At 54.9% G+C, this 18,132-nt stretch carries 18 protein-coding genes; 7 read left to right on the top strand and 11 right to left on the bottom strand.

All coding sequences use genetic code 11. The annotated features are described in order from the left end of the window. Positions 1 to 10: 10 nt before the first annotated feature. On the bottom strand, positions 11 to 604 hold the full coding sequence (locus BM485_17620) for a hypothetical protein (protein ID OKY73636.1): 594 nt from the start codon (positions 602 to 604) through the stop codon (positions 11 to 13). Between the two features lie 257 nt (positions 605 to 861). On the opposite strand from BM485_17620, the gene BM485_17615 reads away from it, so the two are divergent. From BM485_17615 to BM485_17605, 3 genes are all read left to right on the top strand, one after another. Continuing rightward, positions 862 to 1,482: a hypothetical protein gene (locus tag BM485_17615; GenBank protein ID OKY73635.1), complete on the top strand. Its 621-nt coding sequence runs from the start codon at positions 862 to 864 to the stop codon at positions 1,480 to 1,482. A gap of 126 nt (positions 1,483 to 1,608) precedes the next feature. Beyond that, positions 1,609 to 1,824: a hypothetical protein gene (locus BM485_17610; protein OKY73727.1), complete on the top strand. Its 216-nt coding sequence runs from the start codon at positions 1,609 to 1,611 to the stop codon at positions 1,822 to 1,824. Beyond that, on the top strand, positions 1,824 to 2,636 hold the full coding sequence (locus BM485_17605) for a hypothetical protein (GenBank protein OKY73634.1): 813 nt from the start codon (positions 1,824 to 1,826) through the stop codon (positions 2,634 to 2,636). Before BM485_17610 ends, BM485_17605 begins: the two co-directional genes overlap by 1 nt. A 152-nt stretch (positions 2,637 to 2,788) precedes the next feature. On the opposite strand, the gene BM485_17600 is transcribed toward BM485_17605, so the two are convergent. From BM485_17600 to BM485_17575, 6 genes are all read right to left on the bottom strand, one after another. Then, positions 2,789 to 3,109: a sulfite reductase gene (locus BM485_17600; protein ID OKY73633.1), complete on the bottom strand. Its 321-nt coding sequence runs from the start codon at positions 3,107 to 3,109 to the stop codon at positions 2,789 to 2,791. Between the two features lie 247 nt (positions 3,110 to 3,356). Next, positions 3,357 to 4,703 (bottom strand): dynamin family protein, encoded by a 1,347-nt coding sequence (locus BM485_17595; protein ID OKY73632.1) that lies wholly within the window; start codon positions 4,701 to 4,703, stop codon positions 3,357 to 3,359. 190 nt (positions 4,704 to 4,893) lie between these two features. Continuing rightward, positions 4,894 to 5,523 (bottom strand): hypothetical protein, encoded by a 630-nt coding sequence (locus BM485_17590; protein ID OKY73631.1) that lies wholly within the window; start codon positions 5,521 to 5,523, stop codon positions 4,894 to 4,896. 1 nt (position 5,524) lies between these two features. After that, positions 5,525 to 6,370, bottom strand: coding sequence for a hypothetical protein (locus BM485_17585; GenBank protein ID OKY73726.1), 846 nt, complete (start codon positions 6,368 to 6,370; stop codon positions 5,525 to 5,527). Positions 6,371 to 6,446: 76 nt separating this feature from the next. After that, positions 6,447 to 7,034 carry a hypothetical protein gene (locus BM485_17580; protein ID OKY73630.1) on the bottom strand — a complete coding sequence of 196 codons (588 nt, stop codon included), beginning with the start codon at positions 7,032 to 7,034 and terminating at the stop codon, positions 6,447 to 6,449. Positions 7,035 to 7,133: 99 nt separating this feature from the next. Further along, complete coding sequence (locus BM485_17575) at positions 7,134 to 7,991, bottom strand: ABC transporter permease (GenBank protein ID OKY73629.1); 858 nt, start codon at positions 7,989 to 7,991, stop codon at positions 7,134 to 7,136. Between the two features lie 284 nt (positions 7,992 to 8,275). Here BM485_17575 and BM485_17570 point away from each other — a divergent pair, with 284 nt between their 5' ends. Next, positions 8,276 to 9,493, top strand: a complete 1,218-nt coding sequence (locus BM485_17570; GenBank protein ID OKY73628.1) for a hypothetical protein — start codon at positions 8,276 to 8,278, stop codon at positions 9,491 to 9,493. Positions 9,494 to 9,576: 83 nt separating this feature from the next. On the opposite strand, the gene BM485_17565 is transcribed toward BM485_17570, so the two are convergent. Then, positions 9,577 to 10,824 (bottom strand): peptidase M24, encoded by a 1,248-nt coding sequence (locus tag BM485_17565; GenBank protein OKY73725.1) that lies wholly within the window; start codon positions 10,822 to 10,824, stop codon positions 9,577 to 9,579. A gap of 32 nt (positions 10,825 to 10,856) precedes the next feature. Further along, positions 10,857 to 11,501, bottom strand: a complete 645-nt coding sequence (locus BM485_17560; protein ID OKY73627.1) for a hypothetical protein — start codon at positions 11,499 to 11,501, stop codon at positions 10,857 to 10,859. 147 nt (positions 11,502 to 11,648) lie between these two features. Between BM485_17560 and BM485_17555 the strand changes: the two genes are divergently transcribed. From BM485_17555 to BM485_17545, 3 genes are read left to right on the top strand one after another with little or no spacing between them, the layout of a single operon-like run. Further along, positions 11,649 to 12,443, top strand: coding sequence for a prolipoprotein diacylglyceryl transferase (locus tag BM485_17555; GenBank protein ID OKY73626.1), 795 nt, complete (start codon positions 11,649 to 11,651; stop codon positions 12,441 to 12,443). A gap of 13 nt (positions 12,444 to 12,456) precedes the next feature. Next, positions 12,457 to 15,120, top strand: coding sequence for a peptidase M16 (locus BM485_17550; GenBank protein OKY73625.1), 2,664 nt, complete (start codon positions 12,457 to 12,459; stop codon positions 15,118 to 15,120). 19 nt (positions 15,121 to 15,139) lie between these two features. After that, entirely contained in the window at positions 15,140 to 15,793 is a 654-nt protein-coding gene (locus tag BM485_17545; GenBank protein OKY73624.1) for a ribulose-phosphate 3-epimerase, read from the top strand. 19 nt (positions 15,794 to 15,812) lie between these two features. Here BM485_17545 and BM485_17540 read toward each other — a convergent pair whose 3' ends face one another. Continuing rightward, positions 15,813 to 17,558, bottom strand: coding sequence for a hypothetical protein (locus BM485_17540; protein ID OKY73623.1), 1,746 nt, complete (start codon positions 17,556 to 17,558; stop codon positions 15,813 to 15,815). Positions 17,559 to 17,582: 24 nt separating this feature from the next. Further along, positions 17,583 to 18,119, bottom strand: a complete 537-nt coding sequence (locus BM485_17535; protein OKY73622.1) for a hypothetical protein — start codon at positions 18,117 to 18,119, stop codon at positions 17,583 to 17,585. Between the last annotated feature and the right edge of the window lie 13 nt (positions 18,120 to 18,132).

Raw genomic sequence — 18,132 nt, 5'->3', positions numbered from 1 at the left:
GGCAAGGGCATCAGGCGGAAAGCAATTTGCCGATGTATTCCTTATACTGGCTGACGGCCCGTCCGTACTGTTCATTCAATTCCACCTTAATCCGCTGCCATTCCTCGGCGAATTTGGGATGCTGGGAAGGCTGGAGCTTCATCTTCATGCCGGTCTGCTGCGCCAGTGTCTTTTCCATCATGGCCATCTGCTGGGCGAACTGTTCCTCAAGTTGCGCCTTGAGTTGGTCCTTATGGGACTGATAGCGATCCAAAATGGATTTCATTTCCGGAAAAACCGGCGCCAGCTCTGCAACTCCGCTTGCCAGGGCCATAAGCCCCTGCATGGCTTTGTTCGCATTGGCCTGTTCCGCGGCATCACGCGGCAAAAAGATATTACGCAACAGGGCGGCAACCATGCCCTTCCTTATGTGAGTCAAGGCCTCGTTCTCCGCATCGGCCAAGGCCGCAACAAGATCAACCTCCTCGCCGCGCATGTAGGAAGCGGCAAGACGCATTCCCTCTTTTTCTTTTTCTTCACCGCTGAATTTCGCGGATGAGGCCTCCGCCTCCAGGCGGGCGGCCCGTTCAAGCACCATTTCCAAAGTACTGCGTATTTCAGCCATATTTTTTGTCCGTCAAAAAATTTGATGTGTTTCATTCATGATTCAGAGTCCCTTCCATTCTCCCCCTTTTCTGCTGCCTAGTGTAATCATTGCAGGGGCACTTTGCGATAAAATTTATCGGTCCGTGCAAAAGACACCACTTTTGCGTTGCTTATTTTTTTAAGGGAGGTAGAGTTTTCCTGCACTGTATTTTTACGCTTCACCAAAAGAAACGTCCCGCCTCTCCCATTCATCACCAACCCGTGATAAGGCTTTCCATGATCGCAACCCGAATAAAATTTCATCTGGCCCTTGCTCTTTTTACCTGCCTTTTCCTGCTGTCCGGCATGATCCCGGCGCAGGCGGAAAAAGGGGACATCACGGTCGCCATGTCCGCGGAAACGCTGCTGCAGACCATCCGCGGCGCCCTGCCGATACCCATTGACGCCCAAAGCCGACATATGTCGGGAAATCTTTTCGTCGATTCCCTGGACAATCTTCAGGTCAGGGATCAATCAATCTTCCTGCAGGGGGTGGTGGCGGGCCGTGATCTGGTCATGAACACGAATTTGGGGGGCCAGGATTTCTCCATGAAGCTCGGCAGCATGCGGCTGCCGGTGACCTGCGAACTTTTTCTCCGCTTCGACAAACAGCAAAAAAATCTGTTTATCACCCCGAAATTTCCCGAACCAAACAAAAAAGAAGAGGAAAATCCCGCCGCGATCCTTTTCCCCCTGCTGACCTCCTTCGGCGGCAAGGAATATATGGTTGAATTTGACTCCATTCAACCATATCTTATGAAGTCCGCAACAAATGATCCTTCCGTCACCATGGAACCGATCGATATCCACACCGCTGACGGAGTGCTGGTGGTGACGATGCGCCCCAAGGTCTTATAAAGTCGGGCTTCGTTGATTGACAAACCCGGACGCCTATTTTAAAATCGAAAGAACATCAATGGAGGCAAACAATTGGATGTTCACACTGAAACAAAAAAAAACAAACAGGTTCCTCATAAAAAATGTGTGCGAATTGCCTGCCCGAACTGCGGCAATGACCATGATTTCGTCGAAGTAGCCGATGGCGTGATCCTGACGACCCACTATGTGCAGAACAGCGACTGCAGCTTCAGTCAGGACGGAGATGAATCACAGATTCTCGGTGAAATCCGTTTTTTCTGCGGTGAATGCAATAGTGATCTGACCCGCTTTCATCAGCGGTTTCTGGAAATGCTCTTTTAATGCGGCCAGGCGATACCCCGCGTATTTACACCACCAACCTGGATATTCGTCGGGAATTTGCCGATCTGCGGGCCGGAGACGTTTTCATCGGCCGCCTGCGCCTGAAAGCGACCGAGGAATCGCTGCTTGTCGACCTGCTTGACCGCGGCATCCTCCTTTTTCCCTCGGCCCTGAGCCAACTCCTGTGTCGCTCAAAAACCATGCAGGCCCGGGTTTATGCCCCGGAGATGCTGCCCCATACCGTTGCGGTTCACGATCAGCATGACATGCTGGAAACGGTGAACCTCTACCAGCGGCACAATATCACCCGACTGGTAACCAAACATGACCGGAAAAACGCCGGAATGGGCATCCACCTGTGGCGGGATGTTGAGGAAGTTTTCAGCCACAGCTCGCTCGGTTCCCTGCCCTTTCCCTTTGTCGTCCAGCCGTTTGTCGAAAACAGCCGGGACATCCGCGTCATTATGCTGGGGGACTACAGGGAATCATATATCCGCAGCAACCCGCACAATTTCAGAAACAACCTGCACTGCGGCGGAAAAAGCACTCCCTGCCGATTGACCGAGCAACAGCTCACCCTCTGCCGGCGTGTCATGGAGCGGGGCAAATTTCCTTATGCCCACCTTGATCTCATGGTGCCGGCAACAGGCGAAACCTATCTGGCCGAGATTAATTTACGGGGGGGAATCAGGGGGGCGCGGATCAGCCCGGCAGAGTACCTGCGGCAAGTGGACATAATCCACCGGAGATATCTGTCGGAAAAAAGCGGCAAATCAACCGCGTTCCCCGAAGAAAAGAACAGCGAAACCTAAAAAGACTCGCACGGACAGGGGCATATTTTTCGATGCAGGGTGGGCAGCCCCCAGGCAATGCCGAACTCTTTCCAAAAAAAAAGAGGAAAGCGGATTTTACATCCGCTTTCCTCTTTAAATCCTGCAACAGTGCGAGACTGTTTAAAACAGTATCATACACATCCGGTCGGTTTCGGCAAACCAGCCATTTTACAGGCTCCTTTACCAGGTCCTGACGGGAACAGCTCGTAGATTCTTTTCAGCGGGTAACCGGTGGTTTTGGACAGAATACGAACCATCGGGGCAATACCGTTTTTCTTGTAGTAGTCCTGAAGAGCGTTGATAACTTTCCAATGCTCGTCGGTCAGATCGCTGATACCCTCAAGGCTCTTTACGTACTCAACCCAGCCCTCGTTCCACTCTTCCATACCTTTGGTCAGGAAGCCGTCCTCATCAACATCGTAGCTATGACCTGCATGCTCAATAGTCGCCATTTTATTCCTCCTTTTGAAGATTGTACTTATTTGCTTAACACAACTTTTTAAGCAAGATTAACTTTCCTCCACTGATAAATGAGACTTCTTAATCGAAGAAAACCCATTTGTCAAGAACGCAAACAACGATTTTTTCTTTTTATGTATGAGTGCTCATTCATTTTAATTGCATCCTTTGCCGTCGCCGGTTTTCAGCCATGTCGAAAACCGGCGACCCAGCCCGCCTGCCCATGCCGGGCACGGAAAATCAGCGTATTTTGTTATAGTATTCCTGCAGATCCCGGTGAATAAACTTCCGTATTTTGTTCAGGTTTCTCCGGTGCCCGGCGCCAAGTTCGCCAAGACCCGCCCTGGAAAGCAACGAGGCCGCCTTTTTTCCCACCTTGAGCCAGAGACTTTTTTTGTAACTGGTGTCAAGCACAACCAGATCATTCATATTCGCCAGAGAACTTTTCACCAGTCGCGGGAAGCTCCACCTGCTGAACCAGAGCCAGGTAAGGAAACAAATTACGGCAACTCCGGTCAGCGGGAAAAGGAAGTGCTGCGCAGCGACGGTGCCGTTCATGACGGCAATCAGCAACGGTTCATCCGGGACGCCGGTCACGGCCTTTGAAATCGAGTCGGTGAGAAAGAAAGCGGCACCGGCGGCAAGGGCGGCAAGCTTGATCTGCCCATAAAGTATTGTCCGGCCGCGTCTGCCGAAGGAATCCATGGCCTCGCTGATCAGCAGCAGCTCATTGGCCTGGCGGTCAATATCCTGCAGGATATGGTTGAGCCTGAAACCCGGAGCGGAAAGGATCTTTTTTTTCAGCACCTCCCGTTCCTCCTTCCAAACGGCAAGAATCTCCGAAGGCTCGGCTTCCCCGGCGGCATAGGTCACGAAAATTCGCGGAATGTCCTTGCGCCCCGTCATCTGGGAAAGGTTCCAGCACAGGGTGCCGTAGGACCGCACCAGATCGCTCAGGTTATCACATTCATCGATCCTGCTCATGACAAAAACGATGCGATCTTCTCCGGATGTCTCCGGCAAGGTGCTTCTGATGGCGGTATAGGTTTCGCTGATGGTGCCGGCCTTATGGGGATCAAACATGAGCACCACGAGATCGGCCAGCTTGGCAAACTCACCCAGCACCGCGAGATAATCGTAGCCGCGGTCCTTTTCCGTCACCGCATCGAGCATCCCCGGACTGTCGATAATGGCCATGTTTTCCAAAAAAGGCAGGGTTACCTTTTTCAGCCGGAAATGGGAAATAAACTGTTCGCCGAAGGATTTGAACCTGGCGAAGGGCAGCGTGTCATCATTGACCAGGGTGGAACCGGGAATAACCGGCTCACCATCCTCCCGGCCGTGGGAGGTGATGATGGTGAATGAATCGTCAGTGGGGGCCTGGCCGGTCCGTTGCAGCTCCCGGCCGAGAATCTCGTTAATCAGGGTGGATTTGCCGGAGGAATAGTTGCCGATCACCAGCACCATCGGTTTCCATTTGAGGATGGAATCAAGATCGCCGTAATCGAGCCCGTAACGGTCAAAAAAGGGCATCAGCTTGTTGCGAACCTGTTGCTGCAACTCCGCCTGTAATTTTTTCTCGTCCATATTCTTTATCCGCAATACCAGTGAACCGATTGCGCACGGGTCATACGCTAATGGTTTCTTCGATAAAAATGCGTCCCTCGGCAAGGTTGTCGGCAATGGCGCGCCGGCGTCATCGGCAACCAGGCTCTTACCATTAACAGAAACGGGAGAAAATGACATTGAAAATATGGGCAGCAAAACGAATGAGGCCTCAGCCGATGATAACCTCATTGTTCAGCTCGTTTTCATCGTCCGGCTTGACCGGAAAATGGGCGGCAAGGATTTCCCCGACATGCAGAATTTCCCGGCAGAGAAGCTCGGCGGCTCTGCCGCTCTTGAAGCCTGCGGCAACGGCAGCGGCATACTCCTGGAGTGTTTCCTGACTGATCTTGGCATAGATTCCCTTGTCGGCCAGAACCCACACCTTGTGTTCAAAAAGGGAAACGAAAAACAGCACTCCGCTTTCATCCCGGGTTTTGTAAAGTCCCTTTTCATAAAAGGCGGTGAGCGCCCTGTCCTTCACCTGCTCCTCCAGGCGGGCATCCGGGGTAAAAAACCTTTTGATTGCCGGCAGATAGTTGACAAGCCAACCGCACACCAGGGCGGACGGCAGAAAAAAAGAAAGAAAAATCCACAGGGAGTCTCCCCACAACAACTCGGTCAGTCCAAGCGCGGCCAGACCTCCCAGAAAAATCCCGGCCGACAGCTGCCCTTCCGGATAGGAATCGCTTGCATCAACCACCATGACCGCCACTTCACCCGATGTTTTAATTTCCACCCGGCGGACAGCCTCGGCTATCGTCTCTTTTTCCGCTTCTGAAAAAAACGTCTCAGCCTTCATTCTACCACCCTCCGGACGCACCGCCGCCGCCAAAACCACCCCCGCCGAACCCCCCGAAGCCGCCGCCGCGGCCGCCGAGGCCTCCCCCCATGCCGCCGCCGTAATAAACCAGCCCGCTGCGAAAAAATCCGCTGAGAAGAAACGGCAGCAACCAGCCCGCCAAGGCGCCGATCGGCATCAGAAAAAGGAGAAACAGGATGCTGAGCGAGGGCAGCAGGCCGAAGAGAAAACCCAGGGGGAAAAGAAGCCCGCCGACAACCACCCCCAGCGGACGCCAGATATTGCCGAGAAATGCGGCGAAAAAAAAGCCCATGACAACGAATTTGAAAAAGGGGGAGGCCTCTTCGCCCTGACCAACCCTTCTGCCCTCCGCCTTGAATTCGCCGCGGGTGGCCTGAACAATCGCGGCAAGACCCGCTTCAAAACCCTGGTCAAAACGGCCCGCCTTGAAGGAAGGAGTGATAATCCGGTCAATGATGCGGCCGCTGAGCAGATCGGTCAGCACCGGCTCCAGGCCTCGGCCCACCTCGATTCGCACCTTGCGCTCATCGCGGGCCACCAAAAGAAGAACGCCGTTGTCCTTGCCCTTCCGCCCCACCTGCCAGCGGTCAACCGTTCTGATGCTGAATTCCTCCAGGGAATCCCCCTGCAGGGAGGGGACGGTCAACACGGCGATCTGGGTGGAATCGGTCAGGTCAAAGGACTGCAATGCCCGCTCAAGCCGCACCTCGACCTGCGGCGATATCATATCGGCATAATCATTGACATAGCCCTTGTACGGAGGAACCTCCAGGGCGAAAGCGGGCCGCGCCATGCCAAGCAGGACGGCCCAGCAAAGCATCAGCACCCCGATGCGCCCCGTCCATCCTCTTTTGCCGTCAACAGGTGTGTGCACTTTTTCCCCTTCCAGACCGGCGCATTTGTTAAAAAGAGACCTTCGGCGCTTGCTCCGCCCCAGCCTCGGCCTTGAACGGTTCCCGCCGGGGCAGCTTCAACAGAAAATTATTGGTCAGGTTGCTGGGAAAGGTGCGGATCGAGGTGTTAAAGACCCTCACCGCGTCATTATAGCGCACCCTGGCGACATTGATCCTGTTTTCCGTGCCCTCGAGCTGATGCTGCAGGTCGAGAAAATTCTGGTTGGCCTTCAGGTCGGGATAACGCTCCACCACCACCATCAAGCGGGAAAGGGCTGAACTGAGCCCGCCCTGGGCCTGCTGGAAACGGGTAAAACTCTCCTGATCATTGATCACATCGCTGCCGAGCCGCAGCTTGCCCACTTCGGCCCGGGCCTCGGTGACCGCGATCAGGGTTTCCTGCTCATGGGCCGCATATCCCTTCACCACCTCCACCAGATTGGGAATGAGATCGGCCCGCCGCTGGTAGGCGGCCTCCACGTCACCCCAGGCCGCGATCACCCCTTCATCGTTTTCCTGGATGGTATTGTAGCCGCAGCCGGATAAACCCATGCCCAGCAACAAAAACAAAGAAATCAACAAAGCAGTTCGTTTCATAACACACCTCTTCCTCACATGTATTTGTTCATTTGGAATGCAATAATCAATGGTTTGGCAGAACATCCTTGCAATACATTATTTTTTCACAGCCCGCCTTCACGGGACAAACGCTCTGTACTTCTTGACAAAATCCACCGGTTTATAGCTGAGCTTGGCCTGCCGCAATCCCGGGTTCCCCAGATCCTGCTCCCGGTTAACGGTTTCATAGTGTTCCGGCAGGATGGAAGCAAAGGCCTGGTTGACAAACTGCCAGAGTCCCTTGTATTCAGCCACCGCCTTTTCAAAATGGATGGCAAAACTCCTGCCCCGCATCAGCTCCTCCCCCAGGGAGTAGGCAACCGGCCGATCGTCAACATAGTAAATGCCGCCGCACAACTGCAGCTCCTCCGCCCTTTCCAGCCCCTCCCGGGCGGCAAGGTAGTCACCGGCATCATCCCGCCCCTGCCGCCACTCCTCCAGAATCCGCAGGGCATCCGGCATGTACTCCGCAAGCAACGGCTTGCCCTCATACGAATAATTGCTCAAAAAAGCCTTGATCAGATTCCGCTTGCTGTGAAATTTGCCGCCGGTCAGTTCCGCCAGATCGCGGCGCAGGTAAAGATAATCAAAGTTATCACGATCTTCGGAAATATTGTAGCCCATTTCCTTTAAGCGTGTCGCCTGAGAATCCGACACGCACTTCATCATCCCGAACGCGGCAAACAGCGCCCGCAGGGTGTGGGTTTCCGGGAGGCCGAAGGGGAGCATGAAAAAAGGGTTGCCCGTGTCCGATCCGCTCAGCAGGATGGTCCCGTCGGCAAGCCGTGCGATCCGGTATCCGTGGGCTGCCCGAAAGAGATAGATATTGGCGAAGGTAAACTCCGATATGCCATCCGGCAACTGCTGAAAGAGCGGGTGCAGCAGGTCGCGCATCGCCAGGCCAAGCTCGGCGGAATCGGGGTAGGGAGGTATCATGGACGCATGGTCTCCATGGATAAAGAGCGTTCAGGGCCAATGAAAAGAAGCAGGGTTGTCGGCGAATCAGCCATTTTTTTCTGTACTTCCCGGAAAAATTAAAGGATACCTTTATGCAGAAGGCTGGACAGGGTTCATTTTATGGTTCGGCATGAACCAAAGTCCAAAAAGGAGATCTTTATAATAAAACCGCTGCCCATCCTTTGTCCATCCTTTTTCAACCAGGCACGAAAAGGACGGCGGACAGGCCGCGGAATCACCATACATTGACACGGAGAGTGCTGATGGCGGAAGAAAAAACATCCAGGCTGTTTCTGCTTGCCGCGACCATTGCCTACATCCTCATCGGGGTGGAGATCATCATTATGATATCTCCCTTTGCCCTCTATTTTTACTCGGTCTACGGGCCGATCCTCGATTTTTTCTCATCCACGCCGCTTCTGAGCTGGACCACCGAATTTTTCCTGCCGCACATGACCTTTCCGGATGACCCGGCAATTGTCGCCCTTTCCTCTCTGCAACTGCTGCTGCCTGTCGGCCTGCTGCTTTTCTTTTCCGCCGCAGTCCCGCTTTACTACGGCCGCTTTACCAACAAAGGCGTGGTACGGATGAGTTTTTACTCAAAAATACGACATCCGCAATATCTCTTTCTGGCCATCTCCGGATTCGGCCTTCTTCTTTACTGGCCTCGCTTCATTATCCTCATCATGTATGTGACCATGCTCTTCATCTACTACCTGCTTGCCCGCAATGAGGAATGGCGGATGAAGCAGGAAGCCCCGGCAGGCTATGAGGAGTACATGAAAAAGACCCCCATGTTTCTGCCGGGTGAACCGGGGGGCAGAATCCACTCCCTGCTTCTCGGCTGGATCAAGCCGAAATGGCTCGGCATTCTCGCCCTCTACTGCCTTGTCCTTGTGCTTTCCGTGGGAACGGCCATGGGAATCAGGGAGTATACCGTCAGCAGGCTCCCCCTTGTCACGACCGACACAATGACCCTTCTGCCGGTGTTTCCACGTCCGGCTGATGAAGTCAAAAAATTGTACCGGGCGATTCTCTCCTCCGCCGAGGCGGGACCGATTCTGCGGGAAAACAGGGCCGCACACCTTGCCTATATTTTCCCGGCTGATTTTTTTCTGACGGCACTGGTCACCGACGAGGACCGTCGCTTCTCCGATGATATCATTGAGCGCTTTCCGGAGGTTCTTGAGTGGCACCAGCATAAGTTCAGCGGCGGCTTGGGGAAATTCTTCAGGATTTTCTATAATTTCTTCAAAACCCTGGGATCCGTGGAAACAAACTATGACGTCGAACGTTTTGTTTTTGTGTCGGTGCAGGACGAAAAAGGAAAATTGGCGGCAGGCAAGGATCTTTTTTCATTATTCACCCGCAGAACCCCCATGCTGCTGATCGACGTTGATGCCCACGATCATCGGGTTCTTTCCATCATCCAGACATCCGGCCGTCATAAATGGGGCGCCATGCCGATGCCCTCGTTTTAGGAAACACGAACAGGGCCGGGTGCATCGCCGGTTCAGCATTTGCGCACAGGTCATTGCTCCCTTCATGCCTCCGGCGGGGAAGGCTATGATGCCTCGGCCGGCGGTATTGTAATCATGTCAAAATAAGACCCGGTAAGACACCTGCCTCCGCCGGCGGTCACTTCAAAGGTGTTTTCCACCCCGACCATGCCGATTTCAGGGATGCCGATTTTCGGCTCCACCGCCAGGACCATGCCTTCTTCAAGCGGCAGATCAAATCCCCTGGCCAGCACCGGGTACTCGTCAATGGCCAGGCCGATGCCATGGCCGACAAAAGCAACCTTGTTGCGGCCCAGCGCCATGAACCCTTCCGCCCAGCCGCTTTTTTCCGCCCGCACCAGGCACTGTTCCCATATCGCTGCCGGAACAGCCCCCGGCCGGAGCAGGTCGGCAATCCACTGCTGAATTTCAATGCAAAAATCATGGGCCGCCCGTACACGACCGGGGATGCTTTCAGCATTTCCCAGCCAGTAAACCTGGGTTTTATCGGTATGATACCCCTCAAAGATGAAACCGATATCAATCGTCAACGCCTCGCCGGCCGCCCACAGCTTACCGGCCGATCCCATATGGGGTACGGATGGATGCATGCCGCGCAGCCCCACCGGCCCATTGAAGACGCTCGGATAGTTGGCGCTGTCTCCTGCCGCAATATGGCCCAGAAAAACCTCTTCGCCGTAATTCTCCATCCGCAGCATCCCATGATGGCCCTGATCAAGCAGCAAAGAAAAAAGGGTGCGCGATATTTCCAGTTCACTTTGTCCCTCGCGCAGCAAAGGCGGCAGCAGTTTTGTCAGACATCGGTCGTGCCGCGCCCCTGCCTCGCGGATTTTAGCAAGTTCCCAGGCTGATTTCGTCCCCCTGGCCATGGCAAGGATTTTATCCCCCGGCAAAAACTCATGCCGGCCCAGATGGCCGGTGAAGCTTTCGGCCAGCGACCAGGAAAGGCCGTTCATTTCCGCGGCTACTTTTGCCGCCAATGGGGATCCGCTGTTTTCCAGAAGGCCTTCGACGTCCTTATACGACCTGAAAGGAAAAATTCCGGCCATGGATGATTCAAGTGCCGCCCGCTCCAGCCCGCGGCGGCAAAGCAGCACCGGTTCCCCCTCAAGCGGCAACCAGAAAATGCCGTTGCCGAAGGTGCCGCTCAGGTAATAGATATTCAGTCTGGAAAAAACAATAATCCCTTCCGCCCGGGGGACGAAGCGGACCAGCAGTTCGCGGCATCGCTGCCAGCGCGATTGAAGTTCCGTTAATGGAATTCGTTCCACATCACACTCCCTTGTCGTCATGGCATTGCCTGCTCGGCGCGCCGCCCCGTAATTCATTTCTTCTCGCAATCATCCTTGCGGCCAACATCAAAATCCGGATAGAGTTTCCTGATGCATTCCGGACAGATTCCATGGGAAAATTCCGCGCCGGAATGCTCTTTGATATAAATCTCGATCTGGCGCCAGTATCCTTTGTCATCGCGAATCTTTTTACAGGAGCAGCAGATCGGCAGAATCCCGCGCAATGTTTTTATTTCCGCCAGGGCCTTTTCCAGGCTGACGATCAGCTGTTCTTTTCCCCGCTCGACTTTCCTGCGCCTGGAAATATCATGAATAATGGAATACAACAACTTTTGCTTGTTGATGGTAATCGGGCCGCTAGAGACCTCCACCTCCCGAATCTCGCCATTTGCCAGCCGATGGTGAAAGTTGAAATAATTTCGCCGTGCAAGTTCGGCGTTTTGCATCTCCTCGCGCACCTGCTCCGGGGAAAGGACATTAATGTCCATGATGTGCATTGCCGCCATCCGTGCTTTGCTGTAGCCGTAATATCGGCAGGCCATTGCATTGGCATCCCTGATGGCCCCGCTTTCCGGATCAATAAGAAGCATAACCGAGTGATTGTTCTCAAACAGGCTGTCGAAAAGCTCTTTCGCCCTGACCGCCTTGTCCCGATATTCGGCGACCAGCTGATGCAACTTGTTCCACGGTTAATGATTCATCCGCCATGATGCCCCCCCTTGCCCAGGCTGCGGCTGCTCCCGAGCCCGCGCCGCTCATAAGAACCATTACACCATTTCATGCAATTGCTTGACAAGCGATATTTCTCGGGTTTAAAGAGTGCTATGCTTTCACTGCCCGACATAGATCCCGTCATCTTTCAACTGGGACCGCTGCAGATTCGCTGGTACGGCATGATGTACGTACTCGGCTTTGCCGCTTCCTATTTCCTCGTTCGTCATCAGATGAACACCTTCCGGCTGGACAAACTGGCCGCTGAATTTGAAAACCTCAATTTCATTCTCATCATCAGCCTGGTGCTGGGCGGGCGGCTCGGCTATGTCTTTTTTTACAACGCCTCGTACTACCTGAGCCATCCGCTGGAAATACTCGCAACCTGGCACGGCGGCATGTCGTTTCACGGCGCGGTGCTCGGACTGCTGCTGGGCGGATATCTTTTCTGCCGCAAAAAAGGGCTGAACTTTTTAGAGACGGCGGACATCTATATCGTGACAACACCAATCGGATTGGGACTCGGTCGGATCGGCAACTTCATCAATGCCGAGCTGTATGGGCGGGTAAGCGATGTTCCCTGGGCCATGCTCTTTCCCGGGGCCGGCCCCCTGCCCCGTCATCCCTCCCAGCTTTATGAATCCTTGCTCGAGGGACTCCTTCTTTTTGTTCTTCTCTGGCGCCTGAAAACAGAAAAACAGCGTCACCGCTGGGGTCACGGCACCATGCTGGCCGCATTCCTGATCCTGTACGGTGTGTTCCGTATTTTTGTCGAATTTTTCCGCCAGCCGGACGCCCATATCGGCTTTCTTCTCGGCGTTGTCACCCGCGGCCAGCTGTTAAGCGCATTCATGATTTGTGCTGGATTAATTCTTTATTTTAACGTAAAAAACAGATCTGCATCGTGACGCAGGACATGCCATGAAACGGACCCCCCTTCTTTTACTGCTGACAACACTATTAGCCATTATTATGACGACACAGACAACAGAGGCCAAAGAGCTTGCCCCGCATCTTTTCAAGGAAACCCTTGCCAACGATCTAACCGTCATTGTCAAGGAAACGCCGGGAACCAAGGTCGCCACCGTGCAGATCTGGGTGAAGGCGGGCAGCATTTACGAGGATGCGGATGAAGGCGGCATTACCCACTTGATCGAACATATGATCTTCAAAGGGACTCCCACCAGGGGGCCGGGCCGGGTCGCCGGAGACATAGAAGAGGTGGGTGGCCGCATCAACGCCTACACCTCCTTTGAATACACGGTTTACCATGCCACCCTTTCCTCCAGATTCTGGGAAAGGGGCCTTGACGTGCTGACCGATGCCGTCCTCAACTCAACCTTTGACGCCGACGAGCTTGAACGGGAGAAAAAGGTCATTCTGGAAGAGATCAGCATGCGCAACGACAGACCGCAGACCAGACTCTTCCAGGAACTGATGAATACCGCCTATACCGCCCATCCCTACCGGCTGCCGGTCATCGGCACGGTGGAGAGCGTCACCGGTTTCAGCCGCGACGACATCCTCGCCTATATGGAAAAACATTACCATCCGAAAAACCTGACCGTGGTGGTGGTGGGCGATGTCCGCTTCGGCGACGTGATCGCCTCGGTGAAAAAACAAATGGGCCACCTGGAAAAAGGTTCATACCCGGAACCGTCTCTTCCCCGGGAACCGTCCCAGGATACCGCCCGTTTTTTTTGCCTCAAGGACGATACCAGCCAAAGCCACCTGGCCCTGGCCTTTCCCATTACCCCCTTTACCCATCCGGATACCCCGGTGCTTGATGTTATTGCCAGTATCCTGGGCCAGGGCGAGACCTCGCGTCTGTACAATGCGCTCCGTAACGAAAAGGGGCTGGTGTACCGGGTCAGCGCCGCTGCCTTTACCCCCAAGGACCAGGGACTGCTCGAAGCCACCGCCACCCTGGAGTCGGACAATGTCGGCGCCGCCCTTGCCGGGATTCTTGAAGAGTTTTTCAAACTGAAATACCTGCGGGTGGGGGACGATGAACTCAACCGCATCAAACGCAACCTGGAAGGAGACTTTGTCTTCAACCTGGAACGGGCGGAGGGACAGGCACGCACCCTCGGCTCTTTCGACTTTCTCACCGGCGATCCGCGGGAGGATGATTATCTGGCCAAGGTACGCTCGGTCAGCGCCGATGATATCATGGAGGTGGCCCAGCGCTACTTTACCCCTCGCAACATTTCCGCCGTCTGTCTCGTTCCGTCGGCGGTGGACATCCCGCTTGACAACGGAGCCCTTGCCGATATCATTGCCAAGGCGGATGAAGCGGCGCAGCGTGCCGTTCCCCCCTCGCTGCTGCTTGACGCCTACCTTAACGATGTCCACCGTTTCAAGCTGAAAAACGGTATCACCCTGCTTGTTCGGGAAGACAACACGGTTCCCACCGTCTCCCTGCGGGCCATCTTTCCCGGCGGTCTGCGCGGTGAAACCGAGGCCACCAACGGCGCGTTCGCCTTTATCACCGAGCTGCTGCCCCGGGGAACAGAAAAGCTCACTCCCAGGGAAATTGCCATTGAGATCGCTGATATGGCCGGTTCCATTTCCGGCTTCAACGGGAAAAACACCTTTGGCGTGAAAGCGGATTTTCTCGCCCGCTTTTTTGATGAGGGGCTCAAACTGGTGAGAGACATCGTCATCACGCCGCGATTCGACCAGGCTGAGGCGGAAAAAATCCGGCCGGAATTGCTGTCGCAGCTCAAACAGCAGGAAGACTCCCTTCCTTCTCTCGGTTTTCGCGAATTCAACCGCCTGCTTTTCCAGGGGCATCCCTACGGGCTGAACACGGCTGGTTCCGAATATGCCATCAAAAATTTTTCTCCAAGCGCGCTGAAAAGCATCTACCAGCGCCATGCCGTGCCGGAGAAAATGGTGCTTGCCGTCTCCGGCGCCGTGAAGGCCGAGGAGGCGTACGAATTGGTCCAGAGTTACTTCGGCTCCTGGCCCGGCAAGGCCACGGCTTCTCAGGAAATAACAGAATCGTCTCTTCCCCCTTCGCCTCCGGCTGTGCCGGAAATCCTCACCGTTGAGCGCGACAAGGAGCAGATCCACTTTATCCTTGGTTTTCTCGGCGCCACCCTGACAAGCGCCGACAGATACGGGCTGGAAGTTATTGAAACCGTGTTAAGCGGCCAGAGCGGCCGGCTTTTCACCGAGCTGCGCGACAAGCAGAGCATGGCCTACAGTCTTTCCGCCTTTACCCTGTTCGGGCTTGATACGGGTTCATTCGGCATATACATCGGCACCAACCCGGATAAAAAGGACGATGTCCTCAAGGCGGTCTGGAAGGAGCTTTCTCTTCTCCAGGAAGAGGCGGTGAGCGAGGAGGAACTGACCAAGGCGAAAAACCTGCTGATCAGCAACTATGAACTGGGGCTGCAGACCCATGGCGCCCAGGCCATGGAGATGGGACTGAACGAAACATACGCCCTGGGCCAGGATTACGGCAACCGCTATATCAGCGAAATTGAAAAAATTGACGCGCAAAAGGTCCTTGAGGTTGCCCGCAAATATATCCTGCCGGACCACTATGTCCTGGTGACGGTCGGAGCGAAATAAGGCACAAAGGAAAACAGCGATGCAAAACAAAATGATTGCACCTTCCATATTGTCCGCGGACTTTGCCCGTCTGGGCGAAGAGATAAACGCGGTGATCGAGGCCGGGGCGGATGTCATTCATGTCGACGTCATGGACGGCTGCTTCGTGCCCAACATCACCATCGGCCCGCCGGTGGTGGCGGCGGTGCGGAAAATATGCAAGCATCCCCTGGACGTGCATCTGATGATCCAGGATGCGGACAGATACATAGAGACCTTTGCCGCCGCCGGCGCGGACTGGATCACCGTGCATGTGGAGGCCTGTCCCCATCTGCACCGGACGGTGCAGCAGATAAAAAAACTGGGCAAAAAAGCCGGGGTCGTGCTTAATCCCGCCACCTCTCTTGCCACCCTGGACTATATTCTGGAAGATGTCGATCTGGTCATGCTGATGAGCGTCAATCCCGGGTTTGGCGGCCAGTCCTTCATCCCCTCCACCCTGGATAAAATCCGCGCATTAAAAGGGCGTATCGACCAGCTTGGGCTGAAAGTCGGCATCGAGATCGACGGCGGCGTGAGCCCGGAGACCATCGGTGCCATTTCCCAAGCCGGCGCCAATATCTTTGTCGCCGGTTCCGCTGTTTTCAACGGTGACTACAGGGAGAAGATTTCCTCCCTGAAGGAACGCTGGTAAATCACGCACAGCCCCGCTTTTAAGGAATCACCCTGCCATACAGGGGCGAATTACTACCACCACTTCCGCTATTTTCACCATGCCAGAGAGCGGTACGACGACGGGAAACGGCGCGTATTTTAATGTTCTTCACCGCTGTTTTTCCCGTTTCATCCACTGCGGTCAACCGCAGGACCGGCCCCGGATCGGAAACCGTGTTGAAAGAGGAAGGGGTGGAAAAGGAAATAATGGATCCTTCGTCATTGAGGTTTTCAATGACCACCGGGGTTCCCGATAACTGATCCCAGCTGAAACTGACATTGGACCTGGACTCGTCCCGTGTTTGACTGGCGTCAACAAGCACTGTTTCACCGACCTGGTAGCTGTCGGCCAATCCGGAGATACGGATTTCCGGGGGCATATTGGCCGGGGGAGCCGGCCGGGCCACCCTCTTCGTGCTTCTTGATTTATTCAATGTCTTCTTTTTCGCCACTTTAACGGTTTTTGCCGCGGCCAGTGCTTTCTTGCGCGCCTCCTCTTCCTTCTTTTTCTCCTCCTCGGCCAGTTGCGCCAGATTAGGCCCGCTGATGACAACAGACGCCGGGCAGCTTGAATCCTTCCCGTCGCTTGCCACAAATTCAAACCTGTCCTCGCCGGGAAACTCTTTGTTCGGCAGATAGGTCAGCGCCGGAGCCTCGCCGGAAAGGCGACCATGCAGCGGCTGCGATGCGACCTGGAAGGTCAAGGGATCATTGTCATCATCCCGGGCTGCCAGCACAACGGCAACTTCTCCGCCACCGACCGGCATCTGGAAATGCCCGCCGCTTGCGACCGGAACAAAGTTCCGTGCGGGCGGGGCGCTCTCCGGCGCCTGGACCAGCGGTTCGCCGATGGGCGGCAGCGGTTCCGGTCCGGAAGATCGGAAAAAATAAAGTCCGATCCCGGCAACAAGCACCAGACACGCGGCAACGGCGCCGGCTACCGCCTTATTGATGGCTTCCGGAAAAAAGGCAAAACCGCCCTTTTTTTCCGCTTGCGTCTCCGATTCCGCCTTTTCCTGGTCGGAGTGGATAGTTGCCATTGTCGCTTCCCTGTCGCCGCCGATGGTCATTCCTCCGATCGAAGGTTCCTTCTCGTCGCCGAGTTCCAGAAAATCATCACCACTTTCCAGCACATCGGCAAGGTCCATGTCATCCGACTCAAAGGGCTCGTCCACCTCCCCTTCATCGTCATCAAGTCCGGCAAAGAGCTGATCAATCTCGTCCTGATCCACATCAATGCCGCCGGCCATCTCGCCCTGCGGCGGAGCGCCCCCGCCGAGCAGCGAATCAATGCTGCTCTGACCGAGCGGGTCGGCCTCTGATTCCGTTTTTTCATCTCCGCCAAGCAGCATGTCGATATCCGACTGATCAAGCTCGCCGCTTTCCTCCGCTTGAGCCGGCATTGCTTCTTCCCGGGCCGGGGCATCGGCGCCGCCATTAAGCAGACTGTCAATATTCGCCTGATCAAGCTCCAGACTCTCTCCCGGCTCTCCGGCGGCCGGCTCATCCCGGCTCGAATCATCGGACATCTCACCAAACAGGGCGTCAATATTCGCCTGATCAAGCTCGGCCGGCACCTCGTCGTCAGAGGCGGCCTTTTCTTCGTTTTCCGCGCCGGCCTCTCTGCTGCCGCTTAACAGGGCATCAATATTGTCCTGATCAAGTTCCCCGGAAAAATCATCCGCATCATCCAGATCATCGAGCCAGTCATCAATATCCGCAGTCTTCTGTTTTTCATCCGCCATGGTCAGCGCCTTTCCTTTCTCTTTTCAGTGACTTTCCACATAGGAATGCAGAAATCTGTAAATCGGTTCGGACATTTCCACATTGGCCACATAGCCGCGCCGTTCCCCCATGATATTTCTGCCGCTGATATGCACCCGCAGATATCCGTCCATCTCTTCGATCACCCCTTCCATTGTCTGGGCATAGTGTTCCCCCTCGCGAAAACCGGCGGCAGGAGCACTATTGATCATGGCGGTCATCTGATCGGCCATGGTTATGCCGAGCATGGTCATTTTTCGTACCCGATAATCGCTGATAACGGCAAAGGGAGAGACGGCCACATCGGCCGGCCCGTAAAATCCCCTGAAAACCTCGCCGGCATCATCACAGACCCCGGTGACAAGCTCGGAAAGATTTGAATATCTGAGATAACTGACGCGCCTCTCAACCGGACTTTGCCCCATCGACGCCATGCCGTCGTTACTTTCCGGCGCCGCGACCGGCTGCCCGGCGGTACATCCGGCCAGAAACAGCAGACACCAGGATGTGATTCCGAATATGCCTTTCCCTTTTTTCTTCATTTTTTCTCCTCAA

The organism is Desulfobulbaceae bacterium DB1, from assembly GCA_001914235.1.
In the GTDB taxonomy this organism is placed as follows: Bacteria; Desulfobacterota; Desulfobulbia; order Desulfobulbales; family SURF-16; genus DB1.
This window is presented reverse-complemented; position numbering and strand designations above follow the sequence as displayed.

Bases quoted from the DNA above. Each gene is read 5' to 3' on its own strand.
- BM485_17620 (OKY73636.1), bottom strand. From the start codon at position 604: ATGGCTGAAATACGCAGTACTTTGGAAATGGTGCTTGAACGGGCCGCC.
- BM485_17580 (OKY73630.1), bottom strand. From the start codon at position 7,034: ATGAAACGAACTGCTTTGTTGATTTCTTTGTTTTTGTTGCTGGGCATG.
- BM485_17570 (OKY73628.1), top strand. From the start codon at position 8,276: ATGGCGGAAGAAAAAACATCCAGGCTGTTTCTGCTTGCCGCGACCATT.
- BM485_17565 (OKY73725.1), bottom strand. From the start codon at position 10,824: ATGACGACAAGGGAGTGTGATGTGGAACGAATTCCATTAACGGAACTT.
- BM485_17600 (OKY73633.1), bottom strand. From the start codon at position 3,109: ATGGCGACTATTGAGCATGCAGGTCATAGCTACGATGTTGATGAGGAC.
- BM485_17545 (OKY73624.1), top strand. From the start codon at position 15,140: ATGCAAAACAAAATGATTGCACCTTCCATATTGTCCGCGGACTTTGCC.
- BM485_17615 (OKY73635.1), top strand. From the start codon at position 862: ATGATCGCAACCCGAATAAAATTTCATCTGGCCCTTGCTCTTTTTACC.
- BM485_17535 (OKY73622.1), bottom strand. From the start codon at position 18,119: ATGAAGAAAAAAGGGAAAGGCATATTCGGAATCACATCCTGGTGTCTG.
- BM485_17540 (OKY73623.1), bottom strand. From the start codon at position 17,558: ATGGCGGATGAAAAACAGAAGACTGCGGATATTGATGACTGGCTCGAT.
- BM485_17605 (OKY73634.1), top strand. From the start codon at position 1,824: ATGCGGCCAGGCGATACCCCGCGTATTTACACCACCAACCTGGATATT.
- BM485_17575 (OKY73629.1), bottom strand. From the start codon at position 7,991: ATGATACCTCCCTACCCCGATTCCGCCGAGCTTGGCCTGGCGATGCGC.
- BM485_17550 (OKY73625.1), top strand. From the start codon at position 12,457: ATGAAACGGACCCCCCTTCTTTTACTGCTGACAACACTATTAGCCATT.
- BM485_17555 (OKY73626.1), top strand. From the start codon at position 11,649: ATGCTTTCACTGCCCGACATAGATCCCGTCATCTTTCAACTGGGACCG.
- BM485_17595 (OKY73632.1), bottom strand. From the start codon at position 4,703: ATGGACGAGAAAAAATTACAGGCGGAGTTGCAGCAACAGGTTCGCAAC.
- BM485_17590 (OKY73631.1), bottom strand. From the start codon at position 5,523: ATGAAGGCTGAGACGTTTTTTTCAGAAGCGGAAAAAGAGACGATAGCC.